A 15,711-nucleotide genomic window follows, 5' to 3' on the forward strand; every position below is an offset into this window, starting at 1 on the left:
CGCGACGGCGACGGGACCGGGAACTCAACCGTCCAGCGCGGCGATGACGGTGCGGGTGGCCGCAGCAACGAGCGCGTCGTCCGGCTCGGCGTCAGCGGTGTCGTGGCTGGTCAGGACGACGAGCACGACCGGGTCCCGCCCGGGCGGCGTGACGATCCCGACGTCGTTCCGGACGCCGTACGACCCCGTGCCGGTCTTGTCCGCGACCGCCCATCCCGCCGGGACCCCCGCGCGGATCGTCCCGGCACCCGTCGTCGTCCCGAGCATCAGGTCGACGAGCAGCGTACGGTCGTCGGGGTCGAGGGCGCTGCCCAGCAGGACCGTCCGCAGGTCGGCGGCGAACTGTGCGGGGGTGGTCGTGTCCCGCTCGTCGCCGGGGACGGCCGCGTTCAGGTCGGGTTCGACGCGGTCGACCCGTGTGACGCCGTCCCCGATGCCGCAGAGCCAGCTCTGCACGGCGGCCGGACCGCCGACCCGGGCCACGAGGAGGTTCGCCGCCGTGTTGTCACTCGACCGCACCATCGCCGTCAGCAGGTCGCGCACCGTCATGCCGACGCCGACGCGCTGCGAGGTGACCGGGGCGTACGACAGCACGTCGCCCTGACCGATCGGCACGACGGCGTCGAGGTCGCCGGGTGTGGCGTCGTCGAGCACGGTCGCTGCGATGAACACCTTCGCCGTGGAGGCGAACGCGAACCGCTCCCCGGCCCGGTGCGCGACGCTGGCCCCGCTGCCGGTGTCGACCGCGACGACGCCGAGTCGGGCGTCGTGCTCGGCCTCGAGCGCTGCGAAGGTCCGCTCGGTGCCGGGGTCCGGCATCGGCTGTCCGGAGGCCGCGGCGGCCGTCGTGGACGGGCTGGTCGTCACGTCGGTCGTGGGGCCGGTCCGACACCCGGCGAGGCCGAGCGACAGGGCCGCCAGGACGGCGAGCGCTGCCCCCCGGATGCGCCGGTCCCGCCGGTCGGTCACGGCAGGATGGCGTCGACGTACCCGCCGTCCGCCCGGAGCGCCCCGCCCGTGGTGGCGGACGCCAGCGGTGACGCGAGGTAGGTCACCATGTGTGCGACCTCCTCCGGTTCGAGCAGGCGCTCGACGAGCGACTGCGGCCGGTGCTCCCGCATGAACGTGCGCTGCGCCTCGTCCCAGGGCAGGTCGGTGCCGACCATCTCGGCGACGAAGTCCTCGACGCCGGCGGTGTGGGTCGGGCCGGCGATCACGGTGTTGACGGTGACGCCCGTGCCCTTGACCGCCTTGGCGAACCCCCGCGTCACGGCCAGGAGCGCCGTCTTCGTCATGCCGTAGTGGATCATCTCGGCCGGGGTGACGACGGCGGAGTCGCTCGCGATGGACACCACGCGTCCGTACCCGTGCTCCGTCATCGCCGGGAGGTACGAGCGGATCAAGCGGACGGCGGAAAGGACGTTCACCTCGAAGTAGTGGCGCCACTCGTCGTCGGTGATCTCGAAGGGGTCACGGCTGCCGAAGATCCCGAGGTTGTTGACGAGGACGTCGACGTGCGGGTGCGCATCGAGCACCGCCGCCGCTCCCTCCGCCGTCGAGAGGTCCGCGGCCACCCCGTCCACCTGCGCACCGGGGACGGCCTCGCGCACGGCGTCGATCGCCCGCTGCACGCCGTCGGCACCGCGCCCGTTCACGATCGCCGAGGCCCCCGCCCGCGCCAGGTCCACGGCGATCGCCAGTCCGATGCCCTGCGTCGAGCCCGTGACGAGGGCGGTCCGGTCGGTCAGGTCGATCTGCGTCATGGTCGCCACGCTAACGCTCGTCCGTCCGGGGCGTCACGGCTCGTGGGTCACCGGACGCCGGTCGCCTCGAGGTGGACCCGGAGGACGTCGCGCACGGTCGTCCAGGTGTGCGGACCGTAACGGTCGTCGTCGACGTGCCGCAGCTGCGCCTGCCCGCTGAACATGCTCACGAAGTACTGCATCCCCTGCCAGGCCGGGAACGTCTCGTCCGGGTCCTTCGACATGCGCCTGCCGACCGCGCTCATCGCCGAGAGGGTCCCGGTCGTGCCGGCCCACTGCAGCCGGAAGGCCGTCCCGGTCAACTCGCTCATGATGTCCGCGACGTCCCGTGCCGAGATGTGGTCGCCCGCCGTCTCGACGACGCGCGGAGCATCCTCGTCCAGCGCGGTGAGGGCCACCACCCGGGCGACGTCGTCCTTCGTGGTGAAGTCGAGGACCTGGTCGGCGGAGGACCAGAACAGGACCCGGCGACGACCGAACAGGATCATCGGCGCCTGGCCGGTGAGCAGGTCCGTGAACATGCCGGTGAGGATCGACGTCGCGCGGACGGGCGCAGCATCGACCTCGGCGGCGAACTCGCGTCGGAGTTCGAAGTTGCGGTTCGTGCCGGGCGTGATGCGTCGGTAGTCGGCCGAGTAGTCCGACGGGATGAAGCGCGGCACGCCGGCCGCGACGGTCGCCGCGAGGAGGGCGCGCTGCGCGTCCACGATCACGGGACGGGTCCCGCTGACGGCCGAGACGACGACGTCGACCCCTGTGACGGCCTCGGTGAGGGCCGCGTGGTCCGTGTACGCCGCGGCGACCACGTCGACGCGCGGGTCGGCGCCGAAGAGGTCGGTGGCGGTCCCGCTCCCGGGACGGGTGAGGGCCCGGACGCGGACGTCGCGCTCCGCGAGTTCACGGACGATGCGCTGGCCGAGGTCACCGGTGGCGCCGGCGACGAGGACGGTACTGGTCATGGGAGAGGCCTCACTGTGGGGTGGTCGACGGGGTCGATCGGGATGTGGACGGAGCGCGCCGTCGGGAGCGCTCCGGGACGGCGAGCGGGTGTTCGAACGCCGGGTCGACGTCCGCCGCCCCGGCTCTGGCGGCCCCGGCGCCCAGCGCGACGCGCGCGAGGAGCCGACGCATCGACGTCTGCTCGTCCGCGCCGAGGTGTCGCATCAGCACACCCTCGGCAGTCCGCAGGGCCAGCCGCGTCCGGGCGAGCAGGGCGTGGCCGGCGTCGGTCGGGTGCACCTGGCGGACGCGGCGGTCCGTCGGGTCCGCGCGTCGTTCGACGAAGCCGCCGGCCTCGAGTGCGTCGATGACGTAGGTCATCTGGGTCTTGTCGATCCCCAGACGGTTCGCGAGCAGGAGTTGCGAAGAGGGCTCCTCGGTCGTGGTCGCCACGAGCACCTGGTAGCCGCGGGGTCCGCCGGGCACGTCCGCGACCGCCACGCTGCCGAGGCGGATGTACTCCTGGAGGACGAGGGGGACGGCCCAGCCGAACTCGGTCTCGATGCCCTGGGCCTCCCAGTCGATCTCGGGGAGGTCACCCGCTGGATCCGCCGTCAATCGATCGTCCACACGGCGGACCTTACACGGCGAAGATCATCTGACGCAAAGATCATCTTGAACGGGGAGCAGCTGTTCCCCGAACGGAGAGACGACCACGGACGACCCCGCGGCGGTCACGCCCTCCGCGCTGCTCTTGCGCTCAGTGGACACGACGACGATCGGGCGGGCCCCTCTGCCGGTCCGGTCGTATCCTCTCCGCACAGCCACGCAACGGAGCGTGACGGACACCGGAGAGGTTCGGGCCATGACTGCTGTCGACGATGCACGCACCACTGCAGACATCACCCCCGCGATCGAGCGGGACGGCGGCCAGCTGCCCTGCCCCCGGTGTTCTCGCCCGCTCCGTGTCGCCCGGAACCAGTACTACGGCGTCGGGCTCGCCGTCCACGAGTGGTTGCACGTCTGCCCCGGGTGCCCGTGGTTCGCCTTCGCTCCGTCCCCCTCGGCAGAGGCGGTCGTCGCCGGCGACCGCCGACTCCCCCGCTGGATGGCACTGCTCCAGCGCCACGGTCGGTACCGGCGGGCACCGCGCTGAGCCGACGACGGAACGGTCGCCGCCCGCCTGGGCGATCCGGGCCTCCCGTCCGCCTCGGATGCGTGGGGTACCGGGGGACGTTCCTGAGCATCAGCCCGGTGAAGATGCACCGAGTGCATCGATGCACCTAGTGTCGTCGTCGTGACCCTCTCGCCCGACCGCCGCGCTGCCCTCAAGGCGCGGCACCGCGAGGCGATCCTCGGCGCCGCACGAGACCTCATCGAGGACCGCGGGGGCGAGTTCAGCGTCGACGAGCTCGCAGCACGCGCCGATGTCGCACGGCGGACCGTCTTCAACCACTTCGCCTCGCTCGACGAGGTGCGTCTCGCCGTGTGCGAAGAGGCACTGTCGGTCATCATCGACCGTTTCCTGGCCGAGATCGCCAGCACGCCGGTCGGGGACGGTTCGCGGTCGGCGATGTTCGACGAACTCGAGTCCGCCGCCCGTGGCACCGACCTGCCCAGCGCCATCGTCCGGCTGCACCGGATCCTCGGCGAGCCGGAGGGCGACGACCCGAAGGCGACCGCGCTGACGCAGACGGCGTTCGCGCGGGTCACGGGGCGCCTCCGCAGCGAGGTCGCCCGCCGCCATCCCGCAGCTGATGCCCTGGACACCGCCCTGCTGGTGGACTCGTTGATGAGCGGCATCGTCGTCATCGCCGACCACTGGCTCACCACCACCGGCCCCCGCCTGGACGAACAGGCGCGGGACGACTGGGACGCCCTGCTCGGACGACTCGTGCACAGCGTCCGCAGCGGGTACCTGCCCGAACACTGACCACACCACCGACGTCTCCCCCGGGGTCCACCGGCGCACCCCGCTCGACAGCACCACCCACGACGAAAGGAACGGGGCCCAGCATGGCCGGTCTCCTCTACCGCCTCGGTCGCTTCGCGGCCCGCCGACACTGGACGGTGATCATCGCCTGGATCGTCCTCATGGCGATCGCCGGTGTCACCTTCAGCCTGTTCTCGGGCACCATCTCCTCCTCCATCACCATCCCCGGCACGAAGACCAGCCAGGTGCAGGACGAACTGGCCGACAAGTTCCCGAGCGCGAACGGCGGCAACGGCACCCTCGTCTTCCAGACGAAGGACGGCGAGGCCTTCACGGACGCCCAGAAGGACGACGTGAAGTCGTTCCTGACGGACCTCGAGGACCTGCCGGGCGTCAAGGGCACCACCGACGGCTTCGAGACGCAGCAGCAGCTCGACGACCAGCGGCAGAAGATCGTCGACGGCCGTGAGGAGATCGCCGAGGGGCGCGACCAGATCGAGGACGGCCAGGCCCAACTCGACGCCCGGAAGGAGCAGCTGGAGTCCGGCAAGCAGCAGATCGCCGACGCCCAGGCCCAGCTCGACGCCCAGAAGGCGCAGGCCCAGGCGCAGGCCCAGGCCGCGGGTGCAGCGGCCGCCGCCAGCCCCGCCGCGCAGGCCCAGGCACAGGCCGGCCAGCAGCAGCTCGAGCAGGCGCAGGCCCAGATCGACGCTCAGCAGCAGCAGATCACGGCGGGCGAGCAGCAGATCGCCGATGCGCAGAAGACCATCGACGAGAACACGCAGAAGCTCGAGGACAGCGAGCGCGAGCTCGAACAGGGCTCCGATCTGCTCGACCTGTCGAAGGACATCCGCTTCGTCTCGTCGAACGACTCCGCCGCCATCGGCACGGTGCAGTTCACGAAGTCGACCTTCGAGGTCCCGCAGACCACGAAGCAGGAGATCGCGGACCGTGCGGACGCTGCGGAGATCAGCGGCGTCGACGTCTTCGTGTCGAACGACATCGCCCAGGGCGTGCCCTCGATCCTCGGACCGGGCGAGATCATCGGCGTCGTCATCGCCGCCCTCGTGCTCTTCCTCATGCTCCGCACGATCATCGGCGCCGCGATCCCGCTGCTCAGCGCCGTGCTCGGCGTCGGGGTGGCGACGCTCGCGTCGCTGTCCTTCTCGGACCTCGTCGAGTTCATCTCGGTCACGCCCGTGCTGGGGGTGATGCTCGGCCTGGCGGTCGGCATCGACTACTCACTGTTCATCCTCAACCGGCACCGAGGGCAGCTCAAGCAGGGCATGGGCGTGCACGAGTCGATCGGCCTGGCGAACGGCACCTCCGGCAACGCCGTGGTCTTCGCCGGCACGACGGTCATCGTCGCGCTGCTCGCACTGAACATCACCGGCATCCCCTTCCTCGGCCTGATGGGCACGGTCGGGGCGGTGGCGGTCCTGTTCGCCATCCTCATCGCGACCTCGTTCACGCCGGCGCTGCTCTCGCTGCTCGGCTTCCGGATCCTCCGCAAGAAGGAGCGTCAGCAGATCGGGCACACCGGCTCGGTGCAGGTCCCGAACAAGCCGATGTCGACCTGGCGTGCCGTGATCACCCTCGTCGCGGGCGTCGCCGTCCTCGGCACGATCGCCCTCCCCGCCACCCAGATGCGCCTCGGCCTGCCGTCCGGTTCGTCGGAGGCCGTGGAGTCCAGCCAGTACAAGGCGTACAAGACGCTCGAGCAGGAGTTCGGCGCCGGTCAGAACGGCCCGCTGCTGGTCGTCGCGACGCTGCCCCAGGCGGTCGACGAGGACGACGTCACCGCGACCGAGGTCACGATCGGCCAGGCGCTCGCGGAGAACGGCGACGTCGACGCGGTCCTGCCGATCGGTGCGTCGAAGGACCGCACGATCATCGCCTTCCAGGTGAAGCCGGACGGCGGCCCGGACAGCGTCTCGACCGAGGAACTCGTCAAGGACCTCCGCGCCCAGAGCGTCTCGACCGACGACGGTGAGGTGGAGCTCGGCGTCGCCGGCAACGCCAGCGCCAACATCGACGTGTCCGAGAAGCTGGCGAACGTGCTGCCGCTCTACCTCGCGGTCGTCGTCGGGCTGTCGCTCGTCATCCTCATCATCGTGTTCCGGTCGTTCCTCGTGCCGATCACGGCGACGGCGGGCTTCATCCTGTCGGTGCTCGCCTCGTTCGGTGGTCTGACCGCGATCTACCAGTTCGGTTGGCTCGGCAGCGTGTTCGGGGTGCACGACCCCGCGCCGATCCTGAGCTTCCTGCCCATCATCGAGATCGGCATCCTGTTCGGCCTCGCGATGGACTACCAGCTCTTCCTGGTGTCCGGCATGCGGGAGGCGTACGCCCACGGAGCCAGCGCCAAGGTCGCGGTGCAGCGCGGTCTGCACGCCGGTCGCGCGGTGGTCACTGCGGCCGCGATCATCATGATCTCGGTGTTCGCGGGCTTCATCTTCTCGGAGTCGTCGACCATCAAGCCGATCGGCTTCGGCCTGGCGTTCGGTGTCCTCCTCGACGCGTTCGTCGTCCGCATGCTGCTCATCCCCGCCGTGATGCACCTGCTCGGCAAGAGCGCCTGGTGGATCCCGAAGTGGCTCGACCGGATCCTGCCGGACGTCGACGTCGAGGGCGCGAAGCTCGAGCGCATGCAGCCGGCGACGGCGCACGGGTCGCCCGCCGGGTCCGGTGACCGGGACGGCGACGCCCACCACGGGTCGCACGCGGCCCAGGCCGACCCGGACGCGCCGACGCACGGTTCCGGTCACCCGCCGGCCCACCGCGCGTAGGCCGACGGCGCCGCCGACGGGAGGCCCGGTGCCGGTCCACGTGACCGGCACCGGGCCTCCCGTCCTCCGTCCCGTCCTGCCAGCTCGCCAGGCCCCGCGCGCGATGCCCTGCACACAGTCCTTCGAGCACGAAGGGTACGGTGTGATCATGCTCGACACCGAGACCGATCCGCTGTCCCTCGACCGGCAGCTCTGCTTCGCCCTCGCGGCGACGAGCCGCAGCATCGTCGGTCTCTACCGCGAGATGCTCGAACCGATGGGGCTGACGCATCCGCAGTACCTCGTGATGCTCGCCCTCTGGGAGCGGGACCCGCGGTCCGTGCGGGAGATCGCCGCCGAACTCCGGCTCGAATCCGCGACGCTGAGCCCCCTGCTGAAGCGGCTCGAGGCGTCGGGCTACGTCCGGCGGGGCCGCAGCACCGAGGATGAACGCCAGCTCGCGGTGTCGCTGACCACGGCAGGCCGGGTGCTCCGCGACCGGGCCGAGGCGGTGCCCGTCGCCGTCGCCGCCCGACTGGGGTGGCCGGTCGCCCGTCTCGAGGCGCTGAAGAACGAGTTGACCGCGCTCCTCGAGGTTGTCGACCACGCGGACGAGAAACCACGAGTACACTAACCATCAGGGCACGAACGGAAGGCAGCCATGGGACGCTTCGCGCAGTGGTACGAACGATGGAACACGACGCTCATCGACAAGATGGGCCCGTCCCAGATCGGCGCCGGCCACCCCGAGGGCATCGACGACCGCACGGTCGACCGCGAGTGCCCGATCTGCCACCAGCCGCTGTCCCTGCACACCGTGATCCGCCCCGAGGGACAGGTCCGGTCCTCCACCCTGGTGTGCCCGCGCCGCTGATCCCAGCCAGACCGACCACCTCTCCAGCGCGACCGAAGTCGGAATGGGCAACATCCGCCACACGTTCCCGCTCGGTGTGAAGCTCTTCGAACCCGCCGACCTCGGCGCCCTCCGACTCAGCAACCGCATCGTCATGGCCCCGCTCACGCGCACGCGTGCCGGTGAGCACGGTGTCCCGAACGACCTGCTCGTCGAGCACTACGCGCAGCGCGCCGGCCTCGGCATGATCATCACCGAGGGCACGTGGCCCGTGCAGGAGGGACGCTCGTACCCGGGGCAGCCCGGCATCGAGACCGAGGAGCAGATCGCCGGCTGGCGTCGCGTCGCCGACGCCGTGCACGAGCGCGGCGGCACCATCGTCATGCAGCTCATGCACGGAGGCCGCGTGTCGCACCCCTCGATCTCGCAGACCCCCCGCATCGTCGGCCCGAGCGCGGTCGCCGCCCCCGGTCAGACGCACCTGGCCGACGGCTCGAAGGCCGACATGCCGGTCCCCCACGAGCTCACCACCGACGAGGTCGCCGAGGCCGTCCAGGGCTTCGTGCAGGCCGCCCGCAACGCGATCGCGGCCGGCATCGACGGCGTCGAGGTGCACGGCGCGAACGGGTACCTCGTGCACGAGTTCATGTCGTCCCACTCGAACACCCGCACCGACCGGTACGGCGGCTCGCCGGAGAACCGCGCGCGCTTCGCGATCGAGGTCACCACGGCCGTCGCCGAGGCCGTCGGCGCGGACCGCACCGGCATCCGCCTGTCGCCCGAGCACGGCATCCAGGGCGTCATCGAGGACGACGCCGCCGACGTCCGCGCCGTCTACTCCGCGGTCGCCGAGGGCCTGGCGCCGCTCGGCCTCGCGTTCATCGACCTCCTGCACGCCGAACCAGCCGGTGATTTGGTGCAGCACATCCGCCGGACGGCCGGCGCACCGTTCGTCGTCAACTCCGGCTTCAGCGCGATGACCACCCGCGACGAGGCGATCATGGTCGTCGACGAGGACATCGCCGACGCCATCGCCGTCGGCCGTCCCGCGATCGCGAACCCGGACCTCGCCGAGCGCTGGGAGCAGGACGCGGAGCTCAACCAGCCGCGGCCCCAGCTCTTCTACGGCCAGGGCGCCGAGGGCTACACCGACTACCCGACCCTCGCCGAGGTGCGCACGTCGGTCGTGTAGTCCGCTCCCTGCGACGGGCGCGCCCCGCTCAGCGACGACGCGATGCGTTGCGCGGGGCGCACCGGCCGGTCCTGCACGGCAGGGTGCCAGCTGGCACCGGCCTTCCGGTCCTGTCCGGGTCCGGCAGCCCCGGCCCCGGCCCCGGCCACACCGTGGTCGGTCAACCGGCGGAGGTAGCTCCGACGTGCGTCATCGGGCCGATCGAGCAGCGAGGTCGGCGGCGGTCCGGTCGAACACCGGCTCGAGGCGGTCGTAGACGTCGAGGAAGCTCTCGTACGCCCGCTCGAGGGCGTGATGACGCGCCGCGTCGGGCTCGTGCCGACCACGCTCCGCGGACAGCGTCCGAGCGACCCCGAAGTCGTCGAACACCCCGACGCCGACGCCGCCGACGACCGCGGCGCCCAAGGAGTTCGCCTCGTCCACGAGGGTCCGGGCGACGACCGGGACGTCCCAGACGTCCGCGAAGACGTCCAGCAGCAGATCGGAGGCGGCTGCTCCCCCGATCGCGGCGACCGACTCCACCGCGACGCCGTTCTCCGTGAAGGCGCGCAGCCCGGTGTTCAGGTTGAACGCGACCCCCTCGAGGACGGCCCGGGTCATGTTCGCCGGCCCGTGGTCGATGTGCAGACCGACGAAGGCCGCGCGTGCTGCCGGGTTCCAGTAGGGCGATCGCTCCCCCAACAGGTACGGCAGGAAGAACAGACCGTCGTCCGCGGCCCGAGCACCCGCCGCAGCGGCGAGGAGCGTCCGGTACCGGTCTTCCCTCCCCGGCGCCAGCACGTTCGTGACCCACTGCAGCGAGGCTCCGCCCGCCTGCATGGTGGCGGTCGGCACGTAGGCGCCGGGCACCACGTGGTTGAAGGTCATCGAGCGCATGGCCGGGTCGAGGAGCGGACGATCGGCGCTCACCGAGACCCAGGAGGACGACCCGAGGTAGGCGTAGGCGCCGTCCTCCGCCGAGACGATGCCGGCACCGAGTGCCGCGGTCGGGCCGTCGCCACCGCCGATCACCACCGGTGTCCCGGCGAGCAGTCCGGTCTCGAGCGCAGCAGCGGTCGTGACCGTCCCGATCACCGTGGTCGACGGCACGATCTCCGGGAACAGGCTCGGGTCGAGGCCCGCCGCCCCGAGCAACTCATCCGACCAGGTACCGGTCCGCTGGTCGTAGGCGTTCGTGCCCGATGCATCCGAGGGATCGGTGACCATCACCCCTGTGAGTCGGAACGCCACCCAGTCCTTCGCCTGCAGGACCCGCCGGGTCCGCGCGAACGCACCGGGTTCGTTCTCCCGCAACCAGGCGGTCTTCGAGAGCGAGTACGTCGGGTTCAGACGATGACCGGTGATCGCGTAGCACTCTTCCATCGAGACCGAGCGTGCGATGGCTCTGCACTGGGGCCCGGACCGGGTGTCCGCCCAGATGATCGCCGGTCGCACGGGCTCACCGGCACCGTCGACCGGCACGACGCCCATCATCTGACCCGAGAACGACACCACGTCCACGTCACCGGGGACGACAGCGCTCCCCGCGAGCAACCGGACGGTGGCCTCGGACACCGCTGTCCACCAGTCGTTGGGGTCCTGCTCGGCGAGGCCGCCTGCGCCGAACACGACCGGGTAGCCGACCGTCACCGCGGCGACGACGGCTCCGTTCCGGTCGACCAGGGTGGCTTTGTCCCCGGTGGTGCCGAGGTCGTGGGAGAGGATCACGGGTACTCCGTCGTACTGGGTCGGACAGGGGTCGGGACGGCACTGCTCAGCGGAGCGAGTACCCGCCGTCCATGAGGAGCTCGGCACCGACGTAGTAGTCGGCCTCGTCGCTGAGCAGGAACACGACCGAGGCGGCCACCTCCTCAGGAGTCGCGAAACGGCGGGTGACGACCCCTTCCTTCCACGTCTCGTGCATGTGTTCCTTGAGCGCGTTGAGCGGCGTCCCGACGTAACCCGGCGAGAGCGCGTTGACCCGGACACCCTCGGGAGCCCACTCGACCGCGAGCGACCGTGTGAGCGCGGAGACGCCCGCCTTGGACGTGTTGTACGCCGCCTGCCGCTGTGGGGCATTGACGACGGCGTTGCCCGACATCGACGCGATGTTCACGATCGCGCCACCGCCTCTGGCGAGGAGCTCGCGTCCGAACGCCTGGCAGGTGATGAACGTGCCCCGGAGGTTCACTCCGAGGACCGCGTCCCACTGGTCGATGGACATCTCGACGGCGGGGACATCGTCCTCGACGATCCCGGCACTGTTGACCAGGTGCACCGGGCGGTCGTCCGCCGCGTACAGCTCGCGTACCACCGACGCCACGGCGACCGGGTCCGTGAGGTCGAGTTCGACGCCCGTCGCGCCCTCGGGGAGCGATCCAGGCTCCCGGCGGTCGAGGGCGATGACGTCGGCACCCTCTGCGATGAGTCGGGTGACGATCGCGGCGCCGATGCCACCGGCAGCGCCGGTCACGGCGACTCGTCTGTCTCGGAGACGTGACACGGTGTGGTTCCTCTCGTGTGGTGCGACGACGGGCCGGGAGACCTCCGTGGTTCCCGGCCCGTCCGGGTCAGAAGGTGCTCTTCGGGTCGTAGTACTCGTCGACGTTCTCGCAACCGATGCCGGCTGCCTTGGTGTACTCGTTGTCGTCGTACGACGAGGCCTTGCTCTCGCCGGTCCCGATGGACACCGCGATCTCGAAGGCACGCTCTGCGGCGAGGTTCGGCGAGTTCAGCCCGGTGGACACGTACTGCGAGTCGCAGCCCTCCTGGATGGCCTGGAGGGCCTCCTTCTGGCCGTCGGACGCAGCAGCGACCAGCGCGGTGGTGTTGCCCTGGTCCTTGAGCACGGTGAGGGCGCCGAGCGCCATCGAGTCGTTCAAGCCGAGCACGAGATCGATGTCAGGGTGCGCTGCGAGCATCGACTCGGTCGCGGGGACCGCCTTGTCCTGGGCGTACACCGCACTCGTCGAGGCGACCACGTCGTAGTCGATGCCGGCGGTCTCCAGCCCCTGCAGGAAGCCCTTCTGGCGCGCCGGCCCGACGACCTCGTCGTTCGGCCCGCCGTTCAGGACACCGACCTTCACGGTGCTGCCCTCCTCGAGCCGTCCCGCGGCGATCTCCCCCGACAGCTCACCGCTCTTGACGTTGTCCGACGTCACGGAGGTCACACCGACGCCCGGGATGCCTGTGTCCAGGAACACCACCGGCACCTGGTCGGCGATCTGCTGGAACTGTTCCTTCTCGGTGCTCGGCGAGAGGACGTTCGCGACGATGACGTCCGCGCCCTGCGAGAGCATGGTCTGCGCCTGGTTGAGCTGGGTGACCGGGTCGCCACCGGCGTTCTGGACCAGGAGCTTGAAGCCCTGCTCCTTCGCGACGGCCTTCGCCTCCTCCTGCATCGCCGTGTAGTACGGGGCGTCCAGCTGGCGCTGGAGGAACCCGATCGTGAGGTCGCCGACCGGCTTCCCCTCGGACTCGGCAGCGCCCGAGGTCGTGGTCGTCGAGCCGCACCCCGCGAGGAGGGCGACGGTGGCTGCTGCGGCGAGGAGACCCGCGGCGCGTTTGTGGATCGTCTTCATTGACTCGTTCCTTGGTGTTCGAGGGGCAGGGATGTCGGTTCAGCGGAGGGACGCGGAGCGGCGCTTCCGCAGCTGGACGGTGGTGAGGGTGATCGCGACGAGGACGAGGGCTCCGCTGAAGGCGTCCTGCAGGTACGTCGACACGTTGAGCAGCACCAGGAGGTTCGAGATCACGCCGAAGATGAGCGTCCCGACGACCGCCCCGAAGACCCGTCCGCGACCGCCTCGGAGGCTGGTCCCGCCGATGACGACACCAGCGATCGCGTTGAGTTCGTAGAGGTTGCCGGCCGTCGGGGTGCCGACCCCGACGCGTGAGGCCAGGAGGAACCCGGCGAAGCCCACCAGCACACCTGCGAGCACGTAGACGGCGAGCAGGGTCGCTCGCACGGGGACGCCCGACGCGCGTGCCGCGTCCTTGTTGCTGCCGACCGCGTAGACACGTCGGCCGAACACCGTGCGCTTGACCAGGAACCACATGCCGACGGCGATCGCGATCCAGATGATGCCGATGACGGGGACGCCGGCGACGGTCGCCGTGGCGATCCCACGGAAGTCGTCGGCACCCGGCTGGACGGGCACACCCTCGGTGTAGGCGTAGACGACTCCACGTGCCAGGGACAGCATGCCCAGTGTGACGATGAACGCCTCGAGTCCGCGGAAGGCGACGAGGTACCCGTTGACGAGACCGATGAGCGCCCCGACCGCGATCGCGACGAGGATCGACACGACGACGTTCCCCCCGCCGAACAGTCCCGCCGAGAGCACCCCCGCGAGACCGACCGCCGAGCCGACGCTGATGTCGATGCCGCCGGTGAGGACGATGAGGAACTCGGCCAACGTGACGATCCCGATGACCGACACCTGCAGGACGAGGTTCGTCAGGTTCCGGGTCGTGAAGAACGCATCGGTGGAGAAGGCCGCAACGATGAGCAACACCACGAGGATGTACAGCGGGTACTGCTGTCTGGCCCACGTGAGTGCACGGTTGTCCGATCGGTCCGTGACCGGGGTGCTCACCGTCGGGACGTTCGCGGTCTGCTGGCTCATGCTGCTGCTCCTCCGAGGGATGCGCGGATCAGGTCGTCGGTCGACGCGTCCGCGGAGGTGAACTCACCGACGATGCGGCCCTCCTTGAGTGCGAGGACCCGGTTGCACAGGGTGAGTGCTTCCTCGGCCTCGCTGGTGATCACCAGCACACCCTTGCCCTGGGTGGCCAGCTCGCGGACGATCTCGTAGATGTTCAGGCGGGCGCCGACGTCGATGCCCTTCGTCGGTTCGTCGAGGATGACGAGTTCCGGCGCGGTCTCGAGCCACTTGGCGATGATGACCTTCTGCTGGTTCCCGCCGGAGAGCGTCCGCGTGTGGGTGTCGGGCCCGCCCTTGACCTGGAACCGGTCGATCAGTTCAGCGACGCGCTTCCGTTCGGCGTCCCGCCGCAGCACACCCGCTCGGGCGTACTTGCCCTGGGCCGCGAGCGTCATGTTCTCGCCGTTCGTGAAGTCGCCGACGAAGCCCTCTCGACGACGGTCCTCGGTCAGGTAGGCGACACCGGCCCGGATGCCGTCGCGCGGCGACGCCGCGGTCACGGGCACGCCGTCGAGGACGACGGCGCCCGCGTCCCGCGACTGGTTGCCGGAGACGGCACGACCGATCGAACTGCGACCGCTCCCGACGAGACCGTAGAGCCCGACGATCTCCCCGCGGTGGACATCGAGGTCGATGTCGCGCGCAGAGCCGGATGCGAGCCCTCGGACCTCGAGGAGCGGGACGCGGTCGGCAGTCAGTGGTGCCGGGGGCTCGAGCGCCCGTACTGCCTTCCCGATCATCAGGGTCATGACCTCGTCGGGCGTCGAGTCCGCCGTCCGGACGACGTCAATGAGCGTCCCGTTGCGCAGGACGGCGATCCGGTCGGACATCGCGAAGACCTCGTCCATGCGGTGCGACACGAAGATGACCGCCACCCCAGCTGCCCGTTCGCGTTGGACGAGTTCGAGGACGTCCTGGAAGTGGTCTTCGGTCGTGGAGGCCGTGGTCTCGTCGAGCAGGAGCACGCTGTGGTCCGTCACCTGGGTACGGCTGAGCGCCAGCATCTGCCGCAGCCCCGGGCCGAGGTCTCCGGCAGGTCGGTCGGCCCGGATCCCGTGGAGTCCGACGGCGTGCAGTGCCGTCTCGGTCGCAGCCCGGCGGGAGCGCGGGACGATGCCCCACGGCTTGGTGCCGTTCGCGGCGCTGAGGTCGCGGAGCCAGACGTTCTCGCCGACGGTGAAGTCGTCGATGATCATGGGTTCCTGGTGCATGAGCAGGACACCGGCCTCTTCGGCGTCGGCCGGACTCCGGAGCGGACGATCGAACCCGGCGATGCGCACTTCGCCCTGCGTCGGCGGTTCCTGCCCGGCGAGGATCTTCGAGAGCGTGGACTTCCCCGCGCCGTTCGCACCGCAGATGGCGAGGACTTCCCCCGCGTACCCCTCGAGTGTCACGCCCTGGAGAGCGCGGACACCGGGGTAGGTCTTCGAGACACCGTCGACATGGAAGGCGACGCGCCGATCGTCACCCACGGGTCTGCTCCACCCGGAAGGGCTGTGCGATGACACGGCTCATGGTCTGTGGCTCCTTCGACACGATCGGGCTCTCGCCCAGGACCTCGGCGCTCCGAGGTGTGTAGTGATACTACCGAACAGTACGGTCACAACGCGCCACAGG

15 protein-coding genes are annotated in these 15,711 nt (G+C 70.5%); 6 read left to right on the plus strand and 9 right to left on the minus strand.

Annotation, left to right across the window (positions count from 1 at the left end):
- Positions 1-24 precede the first annotated feature (24 nt).
- From bla to DEJ18_RS11740, 4 genes are read right to left on the minus strand one after another with little or no spacing between them, the layout of a single operon-like run.
- Positions 25-969, minus strand: coding sequence for a class A beta-lactamase (gene bla, locus DEJ18_RS11725; protein WP_258376984.1), 945 nt, complete (start codon positions 967-969; stop codon positions 25-27).
- Positions 966-1,763, minus strand: coding sequence for an SDR family NAD(P)-dependent oxidoreductase (locus tag DEJ18_RS11730; RefSeq protein ID WP_111211215.1), 798 nt, complete (start codon positions 1,761-1,763; stop codon positions 966-968). The genes bla and DEJ18_RS11730 overlap by 4 nt, the downstream gene beginning before the upstream one ends.
- Positions 1,764-1,810: 47 nt before the next feature.
- Positions 1,811-2,722, minus strand: coding sequence for an NmrA family NAD(P)-binding protein (locus DEJ18_RS11735; protein WP_111211174.1), 912 nt, complete (start codon positions 2,720-2,722; stop codon positions 1,811-1,813).
- A 10-nt stretch (positions 2,723-2,732) separates the two neighbouring features.
- A complete protein-coding gene (locus DEJ18_RS11740; RefSeq protein WP_258376985.1) occupies positions 2,733-3,332 on the minus strand; it encodes a MarR family winged helix-turn-helix transcriptional regulator in 600 nt (199 codons plus the stop codon).
- A gap of 235 nt (positions 3,333-3,567) precedes the next feature.
- On the opposite strand from DEJ18_RS11740, the gene DEJ18_RS11745 reads away from it, so the two are divergent.
- The 6 genes from DEJ18_RS11745 to DEJ18_RS11770 all read left to right on the plus strand — a co-directional run bounded on the left by DEJ18_RS11745 (position 3,568) and on the right by DEJ18_RS11770 (position 9,448).
- The gene (locus tag DEJ18_RS11745) at positions 3,568-3,858 is read left to right on the plus strand and encodes a hypothetical protein (protein ID WP_111211176.1); all 291 of its coding nucleotides are present in this window, start codon (positions 3,568-3,570) and stop codon (positions 3,856-3,858) included.
- Between the two features lie 141 nt (positions 3,859-3,999).
- Positions 4,000-4,635, plus strand: coding sequence for a TetR/AcrR family transcriptional regulator (locus tag DEJ18_RS11750; protein WP_181431266.1), 636 nt, complete (start codon positions 4,000-4,002; stop codon positions 4,633-4,635).
- A gap of 83 nt (positions 4,636-4,718) precedes the next feature.
- Positions 4,719-7,424, plus strand: a complete 2,706-nt coding sequence (locus DEJ18_RS11755) for an MMPL family transporter (RefSeq protein ID WP_111211177.1) — start codon at positions 4,719-4,721, stop codon at positions 7,422-7,424.
- Between the two features lie 148 nt (positions 7,425-7,572).
- Entirely contained in the window at positions 7,573-8,037 is a 465-nt protein-coding gene (locus tag DEJ18_RS11760) for a MarR family winged helix-turn-helix transcriptional regulator (protein WP_111211217.1), read from the plus strand.
- 27 nt (positions 8,038-8,064) lie between these two features.
- Positions 8,065-8,277, plus strand: coding sequence for a hypothetical protein (locus tag DEJ18_RS11765; protein ID WP_111082773.1), 213 nt, complete (start codon positions 8,065-8,067; stop codon positions 8,275-8,277).
- Positions 8,278-8,353: 76 nt separating this feature from the next.
- Positions 8,354-9,448, plus strand: a complete 1,095-nt coding sequence (locus DEJ18_RS11770) for an alkene reductase (RefSeq protein ID WP_181434256.1) — start codon at positions 8,354-8,356, stop codon at positions 9,446-9,448.
- Between the two features lie 189 nt (positions 9,449-9,637).
- On the opposite strand, the gene xylB is transcribed toward DEJ18_RS11770, so the two are convergent.
- From xylB to DEJ18_RS11795, 5 genes are all read right to left on the minus strand, one after another.
- A complete protein-coding gene (gene xylB, locus DEJ18_RS11775; protein ID WP_111211179.1) occupies positions 9,638-11,155 on the minus strand; it encodes a xylulokinase in 1,518 nt (505 codons plus the stop codon).
- A gap of 46 nt (positions 11,156-11,201) precedes the next feature.
- Positions 11,202-11,900, minus strand: a complete 699-nt coding sequence (locus DEJ18_RS11780) for an SDR family NAD(P)-dependent oxidoreductase (RefSeq protein ID WP_220034345.1) — start codon at positions 11,898-11,900, stop codon at positions 11,202-11,204.
- A gap of 97 nt (positions 11,901-11,997) precedes the next feature.
- The gene (locus DEJ18_RS11785) at positions 11,998-13,008 is read right to left on the minus strand and encodes a sugar ABC transporter substrate-binding protein (RefSeq protein ID WP_111211181.1); all 1,011 of its coding nucleotides are present in this window, start codon (positions 13,006-13,008) and stop codon (positions 11,998-12,000) included.
- 39 nt (positions 13,009-13,047) lie between these two features.
- Positions 13,048-14,055, minus strand: coding sequence for an ABC transporter permease (locus DEJ18_RS11790; RefSeq protein ID WP_111211182.1), 1,008 nt, complete (start codon positions 14,053-14,055; stop codon positions 13,048-13,050).
- Positions 14,052-15,566, minus strand: a complete 1,515-nt coding sequence (locus tag DEJ18_RS11795) for a sugar ABC transporter ATP-binding protein (RefSeq protein WP_111211183.1) — start codon at positions 15,564-15,566, stop codon at positions 14,052-14,054. Before DEJ18_RS11795 ends, DEJ18_RS11790 begins: the two co-directional genes overlap by 4 nt.
- Between the last annotated feature and the right edge of the window lie 145 nt (positions 15,567-15,711).

This window comes from Curtobacterium sp. MCSS17_015, from assembly GCF_003234265.2.
Taxonomy (GTDB): domain Bacteria; phylum Actinomycetota; class Actinomycetes; order Actinomycetales; family Microbacteriaceae; genus Curtobacterium.

Coding starts and splice junctions, on each gene's coding strand:
- DEJ18_RS11730 (WP_111211215.1), bottom strand. CDS start 1,763: ATGACGCAGATCGACCTGACCGACCGGACCGCCCTCGTCACGGGCTCG.
- DEJ18_RS11735 (WP_111211174.1), bottom strand. CDS start 2,722: ATGACCAGTACCGTCCTCGTCGCCGGCGCCACCGGTGACCTCGGCCAG.
- DEJ18_RS11745 (WP_111211176.1), top strand. CDS start 3,568: ATGACTGCTGTCGACGATGCACGCACCACTGCAGACATCACCCCCGCG.
- DEJ18_RS11755 (WP_111211177.1), top strand. CDS start 4,719: ATGGCCGGTCTCCTCTACCGCCTCGGTCGCTTCGCGGCCCGCCGACAC.
- DEJ18_RS11760 (WP_111211217.1), top strand. CDS start 7,573: ATGCTCGACACCGAGACCGATCCGCTGTCCCTCGACCGGCAGCTCTGC.
- DEJ18_RS11765 (WP_111082773.1), top strand. CDS start 8,065: ATGGGACGCTTCGCGCAGTGGTACGAACGATGGAACACGACGCTCATC.
- DEJ18_RS11785 (WP_111211181.1), bottom strand. CDS start 13,008: ATGAAGACGATCCACAAACGCGCCGCGGGTCTCCTCGCCGCAGCAGCC.
- DEJ18_RS11790 (WP_111211182.1), bottom strand. CDS start 14,055: ATGAGCCAGCAGACCGCGAACGTCCCGACGGTGAGCACCCCGGTCACG.